The organism is Bradyrhizobium sp. dw_411 (genome assembly GCF_018449695.1).
GTDB lineage: Bacteria > Pseudomonadota > Alphaproteobacteria > Rhizobiales > Xanthobacteraceae > Bradyrhizobium.
In genome coordinates, this window is record NZ_JAAVUY010000003.1 from 114877 (window position 1) to 126589 (window position 11713).

Sequence of the window (11713 nt, forward strand, 5' to 3'; positions counted from 1 at the left end):
CATCGCTTATCGCGTGCCGTCGTCATCGTCCTTGGGTCGCGCGCCGCCGAAGATTTTTGTACCTTCCGGCGACAGATAAGGTTTCAGCGTCTCCCACGGCACGAACGCGATATATTCGCCTTCGACATAGGAGCCGACCGCATAAGGTGGGTAGTGGAAGGTCAGGCCGGAGCTTTTGCCCGATACGGTCGACGGCGCCAGCGTCACCGCGCCGATCTTGAGCAGTTTGGGTTCGAGATCCTTGTACCAGTCGGCGGCCCCGGTTTCGTCGATATCGCGTTTTTTCTTCTCGATGTTGAGCGATGCGATCACGCCGCTTTGTATCGCCTTCATGGTCGGGCCGTTATCGGCAGTCTCGGTGAAGAAGGGCCGGATGCTGATGCGTTTCTTTTGGGCGGAATCCCACAGGATCGTATTGACGTCCGAATTGGGATGCGCGGCATGGGTGTCCATGTAGTCGGACCTGACGATGCTGACATAGTGGCCGTCGACCACGGAGCGGGTGTCATACTTGCGCTCAAAACTCCAGCCGCCGTCGTGAAACAGTTGCGGATCCTGTTTGCGCGAGGCGTTGGTCTCCGCGGCATTCTTGTCGATCCACTTTTTGCCCTCGGCAAGACAATCGGCGGCCAGTGCCGGATCGGCCTTGATCTTGTCGTCCAGGAATACGTTGGCTTCGACGTTCCTGTTCTTGATCGCGGCGTCGGGTTTGAGCTCGGCGGCAAAAGCTGCCGATAGCGCGAGACAGGCGGCAGCACCGATAAAGCCCATCCTGCGGGCGAACGTAACGGTAGCTGTGGAGCGCAAAGTGGAAATCCTTCGAATGAAAGCGGTCGCGGGGAACTATTCCGCCGCCTCGCTATGCCCGAGCCGTGCATTGAGCTTGTGGATCAGCTCCTCAGCGGCGTCGGCGATCACGGTGCCGGGCGGGAAGATCGCCTCGGCGCCGGCCTTGTACAGCGCATCGTAATCCTGCGGCGGCACCACGCCGCCGATGATGATCATGATATCCTCGCGGCCTTGTTTCTTCAGCGCGGCCTTCAGTTCCGGCACTGCGGTGAGATGCGCTGCAGCCAGCGACGACAGTCCCAGAATATGCACGTCGTTCTCGACCGCCTGCCGCGCGGCCTCGTCGGCGGTCGCGAACAGGGGCCCGATATCGACGTCGAAGCCGACATCGGCGAAGGCCGAGGCGATCACCTTCTGGCCGCGGTCGTGGCCGTCCTGGCCGATCTTGGCGACGAGAATGCGCGGCCGGCGGCCCTCGGCATCCTCGAACGCGTCGATCAGCGCCTGTACCTTTTCGACCCGGTTCGACATGGTCGATGCCTCCCGCTTATAGACGCCGGTGATGGATTTGATTTCGGCGCGATGCCGCCCGAACACCTTTTCCATCGCGTCGGAGATTTCGCCGACGGTGGCCTTGGCGCGCGCCGCATCGATCGCCAGCGCCAGCAGATTGCCGTTGCCCTCGCCGGCACTGCGGGTCAGCGCCGTCAGCGCGGCGTCGACATCTTTCTGGTTACGCTCTTTTTTAAGCCGCGACAGCTTGTCGATCTGCAATCGACGCACCGTGGAGTTTTCCACCTTCAGCACGTCGATCGGCGCCTCGTTGACCGGCTTGAAGGTGTTGACGCCGATCACCGCCTGCTTGCCGGCGTCGATCCGGGCCTGAGTTTTCGCCGAGGCTTCTTCGATCCGCAGTTTGGGCACGCCGGCCTCGATCGCCTTGGCCATGCCGCCGAGCGCTTCGACTTCCTGGATATGGCCCCAGGCCTTGGCGGCGAGATCGCGGGTCAGCCGCTCGACGTAATACGAGCCGCCCCAGGGATCGATGATGCGGTTGGTGCCGCTCTCTTGCTGCAGGAACAATTGCGTGTTGCGCGCGATCCGCGCCGAGAAATCGGTCGGCAGCGCCAGCGCTTCGTCGAGCGCATTGGTGTGTAGCGACTGGGTATGACCCTGCGTCGCCGCCATCGCCTCGATGGTGGTGCGCATCACGTTATTGTAGACGTCCTGCGCGGTCAGCGACCAGCCCGAGGTCTGGCAATGCGTGCGCAGGCTCAGGGAGCGCGGGTCTTTCGGGTTGAAAGGCTTCAGGAGCTTGGCCCAGAGCAGCCGCGCCGCGCGCATCTTGGCGACTTCCATGAAGAAGTTCATGCCGATGGCCCAGAAGAACGACAGCCGTGGCGCAAAGCGATCGACGTCGAGCCCGGCCGCAAGCCCGGCGCGGAGATATTCGACACCGTCCGCCAGCGTATAGGCGAGTTCGAGGTCCTGCGTCGCGCCGGCTTCCTGCATGTGATAGCCGGAGATCGAGATCGAATTGTATTTCGGCATCTTCTGCGACGTATACGCAAAGATGTCCGAGATGATCCGCATCGAGGGCGCCGGTGGATAGATATAAGTGTTGCGCACCATGAACTCTTTCAGAATGTCGTTCTGAATAGTTCCGGACAGTTTCTCCGGCGGTACGCCCTGTTCCTCGGCGGCGGCGACGAACAGCGCCAGGATCGGCAGCACCGCGCCGTTCATGGTCATCGACACGCTCATCTGGTCGAGCGGAATGCCCGAGAACAACGTGCGCATGTCGTAGATCGAATCGATCGCGACGCCGGCCATGCCGACGTCGCCGGTCACGCGCGGATGATCGGAATCATAGCCGCGATGGGTTGCCAGATCGAACGCGACCGAGAGACCTTTTTGCCCGGCGGCGAGATTACGCCGGTAGAACGCGTTGGAATCTTCCGCCGTGGAGAACCCGGCATATTGCCGGATGGTCCAGGGCTGGTTGACATACATCGTGGGGTAGGGGCCGCGCAGATAGGGCGCGATGCCGGGCCAGGTATCGAGGAAGTCGATGCCTGCGAGATCGGCTTCCGCGTAGGCCGATTTGACCGGGATGCCCTCGGGCGTCAGCCATGGCTCGGCGCCGCCGGCGGGCTCGGCGCGAGCGATCTGCTCGAATGCGATATTCGCGAAGTCAGGTATGCGGCTCATGCTCCTGCACTCTTTCGAATCTGAACACGACGCTCGATCTCTCTGGTTATGGCACGAATCTCGCTGACGATATGGGAGGGATCCAGATAGTCGTAAGGATCTTGGACAATCACTCTTGGCGTCATGTTGAACAGCATGAGATAGTAAGCCCAACCATACCTTTTCCTCACCGACTGGTTTGCTTGCCAAGCTCTCTCGAGCCGGTCAGCCAACTCAATATCCTCGAGTCGGATCAGGTCAGCGCGCTTTGTTAGTTCAAGCATGAGCGTAGCTGCTATGTTTCTTTTAGCGTATCATAGGCCCGATCAGCGTTGCCAGCGTCTTACGTGGTACCCTTAATCATGGTCCGGATGCTGGTGGCTGACGATGCCGCCGAGCTTGTCCGGCCCGTAATTCTGCAGCGTGGTCTGGCTCGGCAGGTTGGCAATCGCGACCACCCAGCCCAGGCGGGACTCGGTTCCGAATTGCTGTGTTGGCACCACCCGGTCCGCGCGGTCGAAGGCGCCGGTCAGGATCTCGATCCTCGGGCCGTCGATGCGGCGGAAACTGAGGGGCGTGCCGCAATCCCGGCAAAAATCCCGCTCGGCGATCGAGGACGAGCGAAACACCGCCGGTGTGCCGCGGGTCCAGGCGAAGTCGGCGTTCTCGATATCGGCCAATGAGGCGAATGGTGCGCCGGCCGCCTTCTGGCACATCCGGCAATGACAGATGCTGACCTTCACGGGGGCGGCCGACAGCGCAAAGCGGATCGCGCCGCATTGACAGCCGCCGGTCAGAACGGGTTTTGTTGCCGTCGTCATGTTCACTCCATCAGCCGATAGGCTTGCTGCAGTGTGGCCAAGGCATCTCCGCCGGCAAAGATAAAATCGTTAACGCCGGCGGCACACAGCGCAGCCTCCTGTTCGCCGGGCCGACCCACCAGATAGATATGTGTGGCGCCGGCCGCTTGCAGGGCCTTTGCCGCTGCGGCCGCCTGTTCGGCGTAGATTTTATCCGATGAGCAGAGACAGGCCAGCACCGCGCCGGAAGTTTTGAAGGCAGCGGCGAGGGCGGCCGGATCGGTAAATCCTGAGGTATCGACCGCCTCGATCCCGCCGGTCTCGAAGAAGCTCTTGGCGAAAGTGGCCCGGGCGGTGAAATCGGCGGCGGTGCCGAGATTGGCGAGAAATACTTTTGGCCTGCTGCCGCGCGCTTTAAGCATTTCGTCCGAGCGGTCGCGCAGGCGTTCGAAGGGCATGGCCAGGCGGATCGGCGTCAGCGCGTCGAAGGTGATCGTCTGTGCGGCAAGTGGTGCGGGCACGGCTGGCTTCACATCCAGCACCGCGACGTGAGCCTCATGCAAATTGGGAAATTCGCTGGCGCCGGTCTGCACGTCCTTGCGCTTGGCGATATTGGCCTCACGCATCGCGCGTGTCGTCGCGACCTTGTGCTGGATCAGGTTTTGCTCCAGCGCAGCAAATACGCCGCCGGCTTTCTCGATGTCCTGAAACAGCGTCCAAGCCGCCTCGCACAATTGCTGCGTCAGGCTTTCGATGCCACCGGAGCCGGCGGCGGGATCGGACACTTTGGAGAGATTGGATTCCTCCAGCAGCACCAGTTGCGTGTTGCGCGCCGCGCGCCGCGCGAAGGCGTCCGGCAATCCCAGCGCCAGCGTATGCGGCAGCACGGTAATTGCATCGGCACCGCCGAGGCCGGCGGAAAACGTCGCCATGGTCGCACGCAGCATGTTCACGTAAGCGTCGCGCTGCGTCAGCATCCGCCAGGACGTTTCGGCTGCGATGAACGCCGACCGTGGCGCCAGACCGCAGCTTTGCTCGACCCGCGCCCATAGCAGTCGTAGCGCGCGGAATTTCGCCATCGTTAAAAATTGATCCGCGTCGGCGCAAAGCCGGAACGAAATGGCTTTGGAGGCAGCGTCGAGCGCCATGCCGCCGGCTTCCAGCATGCGCAGATAGGCGACCGCGACGGCGAGCGCGAAGGCCAGTTCCTGGACTTCCGATCCACCGGCATCATGGATCGGGCGGCCATCCGCCAGCACGAATGGGCCCTTGAAGCCGCGGCTCATCAGACCGCCGACCACTTTGGCAAACGGTATCGTCATTTCGGACCAGGGCGATGGCGCGGCGCCGCGGACCGCCATGGTGGTTAGCGCCTGATAGTTGACCCGCAGGTCGACATCGGCCGGGTTGACGCCCTTGGCCTCGATGATGTCAGCGAGAACCGTGCCGGCATTCTCGCGCCCGACCACCGGATTAAGCGCAATCGAAATTCCGGCGTCGAAAAAAACGCCGTCGAACAGTTTTGTCAGGGTTTCCCGGGTAGCGTCGGCGACGCCGAAGCCGCGCGCGCCCGGTCCGCCCGCGAATTCGATTTCGAGCCCGGTCGCGCCGTTTTCGAGATCATGCAGCGCCTGTGCGTTGGCCATGACAGCATCGGGATGATCGACGCGCTGCATGATCTGCCACGGCTTGGTGGCGGCGCGGCCGGCGATCGGGGCGCGATCATGGGCGCGCTGGTAGATCGGTTCGATCTTCAGGCCGTCATAGGTCTTGCCGATCAGTTTCTCGAACGGCGCGCCTTTCAGCACACCGTCGACCAGCTTGCGCCAGTCATCATAGGTCGCCGGCGCAAAGTCGGCTGCCAGCCGCAGATCGTCAGTTACAGATGTCATTCGGCGGGTCGCTCCCGGCAGCGGTTCTTGCTGTTACCCCGAAATTGCCACGGGCCGACCGCCAAGCCAAACGGTTGTTTTTGACTCTTTTAGCTTAGCCCGGATCGGGCAACCGCTCGATCCCCTCGACCGGCAGCTTGGCCAAAGCTGTGGCGACGCTTTGACCTGCGATCAGGCGATCGGGCACGATCTGTGCCAGCGGAACCAGCACGAAGGCGCGTTCGAACAGCCGTGGGTGCGGCAGCGTCAGTTCCGGTTTCTGGATCGACACGTCGTCATAGGCGATCAGATCGAGGTCGAGCGTGCGCGGTCCCCAGCGGGTTTCCTTGCTGCGGTCGCGGCCGAACCGGGCCTCGATCTTGTGCAGCGTGAACAAGAGAGCGTGGGGATCGAGGTCGGTTTCGATCTCGATGGCGGCATTGATGAAACGGGCCTGCTGCTCGTCGCCCCAGGGCGGTGTAACATAGTCGGACGAGCGTGCCAGCAACGCGGCCTGCGTCATGCCGCAGATATTGGCGATCGCCTTTTGAAAGGTCGCGCGGACGTCGCCGACATTGCCGCCGAGTGCGATCAGGACGTCAGCCATGTCTAAGGTTGTTGCCGGGTGCGGGTCAGGACCACACCGACGTCCTCGAAGATCGCGGCGATCGGCGCATGCGGTTTGTGGACGGTGACCTTGATGGCGCTGATGCGCGGAAACGCCCTCAGCACGGCGTCGGCGACGGCGCCGGCGGCGCGCTCCAGCAATTTGTAATTGGCGTCCTTGAAGGCTGCGGTCGCGGTCGCGACCACGTTGGAATAGGACACGGTATCGGCGAGGCGATCGGTGCGTGAAGACTCCGATAAATCGGCGGAGAGTTCGAGATCAATGACAAAACGCTGGCCGACCTCGGTCTCATGTTCCATCACGCCATGGCGGGCATGGATCACGACACCTGTAATGAAGATCGTGTCGGTCATATCCGGTCCTCGATCGCTGCGGCCACGCGTAATGCCTGTACGGTTTCCTGGACATCATGGGTCCGGATGATCCGCGCGCCGCCTCTTGCCGCGACAAGGTGGGCGGCAATCGAGCCGCCCAGGCGCTGCTGCGGTTCGGACGGTGTGACCGAACTGATGAAGCGCTTGCGCGAGGCGCCGACCAACAGCGGCAGGCCGAAAACGTGCAGTTCTTCCAGCCGGGCCAGCACCGTCATGCTTTGTTCCGATGTCTTGCCAAAGCCGATGCCGGGATCGAGCACGGTGCGATCGCGGGCGATGCCTGCCTTGTCGGCAATATCGAGCGAACGCGCAAAGAACGCCGCGATGTCCTTCATGATATCGATGGAGGCATCGGCGCTGTCGCGGTTGTGCATGATAATGACCGGGCAGCCGCGCGCCGCAACCAGCGTGGCCATACCGGGATCGCGCTGCAGGCCCCAGACGTCATTGGCGATGGCCGCGCCCGCATCGAGCGCCCAGGCCACGACCGGCGACTTCATGCTGTCGATGGAGACGGGAACGCCGAGCGCAACCACCTCGGCCAGGATAGGCGCCAGGCGTTGCCGCTCCTCATCGGCCGAGACCGGTTGTGAGCCGTAGGGGCGGGTGGATTCCGCGCCAATGTCGATGATGTCGGCGCCTTCGGCGATCATGCGCCGGGCCTGCGACAAAGCGCGCTCGGGCGCGACAAATTGTCCGCCGTCGGAAAAGGAGTCCGGCGTGATGTTGAGCACGCCCATCACGGCGGGCCAGCGCTTGGGCGACAAGAGCTTGGACAACAGTTCAGGCCACACCGGATGATCTGCCGGGGAGGCCGCCGGGGAGGGTCTGGACGTGGTCGCGATCATGCGGTCGCTTTGCGCGGTCCCCGCATGGGAGTCAAGATGCGGGACCCGCCCCAGGCGCGACGTCAGGTGGGCTGTCTGTCAATCCGGCAGGCACACCGTCTTGCAATTGATCAGTAGGTAATTTTGGGCTGAAGTTTGCGCGCCTGCGCGATCAGTTGCTCGACCGACTTCTCCGAGGGCAGCACCCGGACCAGTCTATCCCTTGTATTCACTTCCCGCATGTTCTGCGCCAGGCGGGCCGGATTGCGCAGCGCGAGTTCGCGCACCGTGGTAACGCCGGCGGCACGCACCAGGCCGACCTTGGCCTTGCCCATGCCGGGAATCCGCATGTAGTCGGAAACATTGGCCCATTCCAGCAATTGCTGTTCGCTGATGCCGGTCTTCGCCGCCAGTGATTTGCGGCCTTTAACGGTCCGGGCCGCTTCAAGCAGCCCTTCAGTGGTGCGAATGCCCAGCGATTTCAGTTTGGAAGCAGCGAAGGACGGTAAGCCGTCTATCTCGGAGATTGGATATGTCATGATACTCGATATGAAAAAGGTGCTTTAAGCGAACTGGCTGAGCCCCGGAGTCCATGCGATGATCTCGCCCATCTGATCCGCTCCGATTTTGTCTCGGCCGAACCGGAAAAGTTCACGCGCGACGTTCTGAATCTCAGACATACCGAGGCCAAGCCCCATCAGCTTGGTGCCGAGCGCCATCAGGCCGCCGCCCATCAGATTTGCAAGACCGCCACTGTTGCTGGAGGCTGAGATCGCGGCTTCCGCGCCGGGAATCTTGTCGATCAGGGCCTGAACCTTGTCCGCGGGTCCTTCCTTGCGCAGGAAACCCAGAACGATGCCGATGGTTTTTTCGGCGACAGCCTTGTCGATGCCGGCCTTGGCGGCCAGCTGTCCTATCAGTTCGTCCATATTGCCCCGCCTCAACCGGTTGCCTGCCGGATCCTTAGTTTGCGAATTTATCTTGATCTTCCGCGATACGAATTACAAGCGATGACCGCACGCAGTGGTGCGATTCATTCTTGATCGCGTCTCAAGTGTTGCAGCAATGCAAGAGTCCGGTGTGCGGTTTGCGTTATATTGCGTAGCACGTTTCGATTTTTACCGTGATCTTGCGGGGTCTCCAGATACGTCAAGCCCGTTGAACGGTTTCAATCGGCTTGCAAGATGCGGTATAATCGTGGTGGCGGGTAACTGCGAACCCGATAATGCGGCATGACGAGGCGACGCAATGGCTATATCCGACAATCAGATGGCCGATAGCGACGAGAAGATTTTTATTGGAAAGGGTGAACAGCCGGCATGGCTGACACTCGGGCTTGCCAATCGCCACGGCCTCGTCACCGGTGCGACGGGAACCGGAAAGACCGTCTCGCTGCAGGTGATGGCTGAAGGATTTGCGCGGGCCGGTGTTCCCGTGTTCGCGGCCGATATCAAGGGTGATCTTTCAGGAATATCGGAAGCAGGCGAGGCCAAGGATTTCATCGTCAAGCGGGCGGCCGATATGGGCCTGAGGTTCCAGCCCGACCAGTTTTCGACGGTGTTCTGGGACGTGTTCGGCGAGCAGGGCCATCCCGTGCGCGCGACGGTCTCGGAAATGGGTCCGCTGCTGCTGTCGCGCATGATGGACCTGAACGACGTCCAGGAGGGCGTCGTCAATATCGCGTTCCGGGTTGCCGACGAGCAGGGATTGTTGCTGCTGGACATGAAGGATCTGCGGGCGATCTTGACTTTCATCGCCGAACACGCCGCCGAACTCACCACGCAGTATGGAAACGTATCGAAACAGACGGTTGGAACCATCCAGCGTCAGCTTCTGGTGCTGGAAAATCAGGGCGGCGCCAAATTTTTCGGCGAACCGGCGCTGGCGCTGAAGGATTTCATGCGCACCGACCGCGACGGACGGGGAATGATCAACATTCTGGTCGCGGACAAACTGATGCAAAGCCCGCAACTCTACGCGACCTTCCTGTTGTGGATGCTGTCCGAGCTGTTCGAAGAGCTGCCGGAAGCCGGCGACCCGCCAAAACCCAAGCTCGTGTTCTTTTTCGACGAGGCGCATCTGTTGTTCAACGACGCGCCGAAGCCGTTGATGGACAAGATCGAGCAGGTGGTGCGGCTGATACGTTCCAAAGGCGTCGGGGTGTATTTCGTCACCCAAAATCCGATCGACGTGCCGGACAAGGTGCTCGCCCAGTTGGGCAACCGCGTGCAGCATGCGTTGCGGGCGTTTACCCCGCGTGACCAGAAGGCGGTCGCGGCGGCGGCGCAGACGTTCCGGCCCAACCCCAAGCTCGACACCGCCCAGGTCATCATGGAATTGGGCAAGGGCGAAGCGCTGGTCTCGTTTCTGGAAGGCAACGGCGTCCCGGCGATGGTCGAGCGCGTCATGGTCCGGCCGCCTTCGGCGCGGATCGGGCCGATCACGCCCGAGGAGCGCAAGGCCATCATGGATCTGAGCCCGGTCAAGGGTAAATACGACACCACAATCGATTCCGAATCCGCCTATGAGGTGCTACAAAAGCGCGTTGCCGGCACCGCCGCAGGTGCGGCCGGGGCAGGGGGCATCCTCGGGCACATCGGCGCGATCGTCGGGACGATTTTCGGCACCAACGTCCCGCGTGGTAAGATGTCGACCGGTCAGGTCATCGCGCGAAACGTGACGCGGTCCGTCACCAATCAGGTGGTGGGCGGGGTTGTCGCCGATCTCGGCAAATCACTGGGCGGCTCGGTTGGCGGTTCGGTGGGACGTGCCCTCGTGCGCGGCGCCCTCGGCGGGCTGCTGCGAAGATAGAATTTTCCCGGCGCTCGCCACGCGCGATCGCTGTGATTTTCGGAAAGTGACGTGTGTTAAAATATCCGTCGTTGCGAGCTCCGCTCGATATTCTTTTCCTGGTCTGCTGCATCCTGCTGACCGCCGACGTTCTCGTTCCGGAGATTTTCGGCAGCGGAAAGACCAAGGACTATCCGCTCTGGTTCTGGGCCGGCCATCAGATTCTGCAGGGAAAAGATCTCTATCCCAGCGATCCCAAAGAGTATTTCGAATTCATCTACCCGCCGCTATCGGCGATCCTGCTCGCGATACCCAGCTATTTCGGCAAGATACCGCTCTATCTGCTGCTGTCGGTGATGAACGCCGCCGCGTGGTGGATGACCGCCCAGTTCTCGAATGCGATGACCGGGGCGGGGCGGATACCCAGTCCGTGGCTGTTTGCACTGCCGGCCTTCGTGACCGTCTCCTTTGTTTTCGACATGTTCGATCTCGGGCAACCCAATCTCGTGCTGCTGGTGATGATGCTGTACGGGTTCTGGCTGTTGCAGCACGAGCGCCCGTGGATGGCGGGAAGCATGTTTGCGCTGGCGACGGCGATCAAGGTTTTTCCGGTAGCCGTGTTTCCCTACCTGGTATGGCGGCGGAAGTGGAAGGCTGTCGCTGGCATGGTCGTCTTCCTGGGAATCTTCCTGTTCGTCGTTCCCGCTCCCGTGCGCGGTTACCAGCGCAACGTTTCCGAGCTGAAGACCTGGTATCAGGGCATGGTGGGGTCGAGTTCGGAGCAGGGATTTGGGCAGCGCGCCGAACAGAACTGGTCATGGGTCAATCAATCCATCATCGCCGTGACGCATCGGCTGACGCGTCCGGTGAATTACAACCAGGATAATCCGGCCAAGCCGCCGCAATTCATGAATCTGGTCGATATCGATTTCAAGACGGCCAACTGGATCGTGGTTGCGATCTCGCTGGCGATCGGGCTCGGCTTTATCGCGGTGCTGCCCGCGCGTTCGCGGATAACACGGCTGTCCGAAGCCGAGGAACTTGGTATCCTGTTCTGCCTGATGACGGTGGCATCGCCGCTGGCCCGGCAGTATTATTTTCTGTGGCTGTTTTTTCCGGTGACCGTCCTGATCCACCGGGCCGCCTATGATCTTCGCAGCCGTGTGCGGTCGGGAACATGGACTGTGCTTGCGATCGCGGGGCTGTTGATGTGCCTGTCGCTTCCGGTTTTCCCCCATGATCTGCAGGCCTATGGCAATAATCTGGCCGCCACCGCCGTGATTGCCGGGGGCCTGGTCTGGCATATTCTGCACCCGGTCGCGGACGGAACAGTCCATGTCGTATCTTCCGGCGCGAATCCTTCCAGTGCGAGTTCTTCCAACGTCTTGTCTTCGACAACCGGCAAGCTACAACCCGATACGCAGATTAGCCCCAGCTAACAAAG

The 11713-nt window shown here is 61.6% G+C and carries 12 protein-coding genes; 2 read left to right on the forward strand and 10 right to left on the reverse strand.

Features of this window, described 5'->3' with window-relative positions:
- Window positions 1–6 precede the first annotated feature (6 nt).
- From HB676_RS05610 to HB676_RS05655, 10 genes are all read right to left on the reverse strand, one after another.
- The gene (locus HB676_RS05610) at window positions 7–771 is read right to left on the reverse strand and encodes an RsiV family protein (RefSeq protein ID WP_213737006.1); all 765 of its coding nucleotides are present in this window, start codon (window positions 769–771) and stop codon (window positions 7–9) included.
- A gap of 72 nt (window positions 772–843) precedes the next feature.
- Window positions 844–3000 (reverse strand): methylmalonyl-CoA mutase, encoded by a 2157-nt coding sequence (scpA, locus tag HB676_RS05615; protein ID WP_213736710.1) that lies wholly within the window; start codon window positions 2998–3000, stop codon window positions 844–846.
- Entirely contained in the window at window positions 2997–3263 is a 267-nt protein-coding gene (locus tag HB676_RS05620; protein WP_213736711.1) for a hypothetical protein, read from the reverse strand. The genes scpA and HB676_RS05620 overlap by 4 nt, the downstream gene beginning before the upstream one ends.
- A 72-nt stretch (window positions 3264–3335) precedes the next feature.
- Complete coding sequence (locus tag HB676_RS05625) at window positions 3336–3800, reverse strand: GFA family protein (RefSeq protein WP_213736712.1); 465 nt, start codon at window positions 3798–3800, stop codon at window positions 3336–3338.
- 2 nt (window positions 3801–3802) lie between these two features.
- A complete protein-coding gene (locus HB676_RS05630; RefSeq protein ID WP_213736713.1) occupies window positions 3803–5671 on the reverse strand; it encodes a methylmalonyl-CoA mutase family protein in 1869 nt (622 codons plus the stop codon).
- Between the two features lie 94 nt (window positions 5672–5765).
- Window positions 5766–6257 carry a 2-amino-4-hydroxy-6-hydroxymethyldihydropteridine diphosphokinase gene (gene folK / locus HB676_RS05635; protein WP_213736714.1) on the reverse strand — a complete coding sequence of 164 codons (492 nt, stop codon included), beginning with the start codon at window positions 6255–6257 and terminating at the stop codon, window positions 5766–5768.
- A 2-nt stretch (window positions 6258–6259) separates the two neighbouring features.
- Window positions 6260–6631: a dihydroneopterin aldolase gene (folB, locus tag HB676_RS05640; protein WP_213736715.1), complete on the reverse strand. Its 372-nt coding sequence runs from the start codon at window positions 6629–6631 to the stop codon at window positions 6260–6262.
- A complete protein-coding gene (gene folP, locus HB676_RS05645; RefSeq protein WP_213736716.1) occupies window positions 6628–7500 on the reverse strand; it encodes a dihydropteroate synthase in 873 nt (290 codons plus the stop codon). The genes folB and folP overlap by 4 nt, the downstream gene beginning before the upstream one ends.
- Window positions 7501–7610: 110 nt before the next feature.
- A complete protein-coding gene (locus HB676_RS05650) occupies window positions 7611–8018 on the reverse strand; it encodes a DUF4332 domain-containing protein (RefSeq protein ID WP_213736717.1) in 408 nt (135 codons plus the stop codon).
- A 24-nt stretch (window positions 8019–8042) separates the two neighbouring features.
- The gene (locus HB676_RS05655) at window positions 8043–8408 is read right to left on the reverse strand and encodes a DUF2267 domain-containing protein (RefSeq protein ID WP_213736718.1); all 366 of its coding nucleotides are present in this window, start codon (window positions 8406–8408) and stop codon (window positions 8043–8045) included.
- A gap of 319 nt (window positions 8409–8727) precedes the next feature.
- On the opposite strand from HB676_RS05655, the gene HB676_RS05660 reads away from it, so the two are divergent.
- Together HB676_RS05660 and HB676_RS05665 are read left to right on the forward strand one after the other, a co-directional pair.
- Window positions 8728–10290, forward strand: a complete 1563-nt coding sequence (locus HB676_RS05660; protein ID WP_213736719.1) for a helicase HerA-like domain-containing protein — start codon at window positions 8728–8730, stop codon at window positions 10288–10290.
- Between the two features lie 53 nt (window positions 10291–10343).
- A complete protein-coding gene (locus HB676_RS05665) occupies window positions 10344–11708 on the forward strand; it encodes a glycosyltransferase family 87 protein (RefSeq protein WP_346347264.1) in 1365 nt (454 codons plus the stop codon).
- The last annotated feature ends 5 nt before the right edge of the window (window positions 11709–11713 follow it).

Bases quoted from the DNA above. Each gene is read 5' to 3' on its own strand.
- HB676_RS05610 (WP_213737006.1), bottom strand. From the start codon at position 771: ATGGGCTTTATCGGTGCTGCCGCCTGTCTCGCGCTATCGGCAGCTTTT.
- scpA (WP_213736710.1), bottom strand. From the start codon at position 3,000: ATGAGCCGCATACCTGACTTCGCGAATATCGCATTCGAGCAGATCGCT.
- HB676_RS05620 (WP_213736711.1), bottom strand. From the start codon at position 3,263: ATGCTTGAACTAACAAAGCGCGCTGACCTGATCCGACTCGAGGATATT.
- HB676_RS05625 (WP_213736712.1), bottom strand. From the start codon at position 3,800: ATGACGACGGCAACAAAACCCGTTCTGACCGGCGGCTGTCAATGCGGC.
- HB676_RS05630 (WP_213736713.1), bottom strand. From the start codon at position 5,671: ATGACATCTGTAACTGACGATCTGCGGCTGGCAGCCGACTTTGCGCCG.
- folK (WP_213736714.1), bottom strand. From the start codon at position 6,257: ATGGCTGACGTCCTGATCGCACTCGGCGGCAATGTCGGCGACGTCCGC.
- folB (WP_213736715.1), bottom strand. From the start codon at position 6,631: ATGACCGACACGATCTTCATTACAGGTGTCGTGATCCATGCCCGCCAT.
- folP (WP_213736716.1), bottom strand. From the start codon at position 7,500: ATGATCGCGACCACGTCCAGACCCTCCCCGGCGGCCTCCCCGGCAGAT.
- HB676_RS05650 (WP_213736717.1), bottom strand. From the start codon at position 8,018: ATGACATATCCAATCTCCGAGATAGACGGCTTACCGTCCTTCGCTGCT.
- HB676_RS05655 (WP_213736718.1), bottom strand. From the start codon at position 8,408: ATGGACGAACTGATAGGACAGCTGGCCGCCAAGGCCGGCATCGACAAG.
- HB676_RS05660 (WP_213736719.1), top strand. From the start codon at position 8,728: ATGGCTATATCCGACAATCAGATGGCCGATAGCGACGAGAAGATTTTT.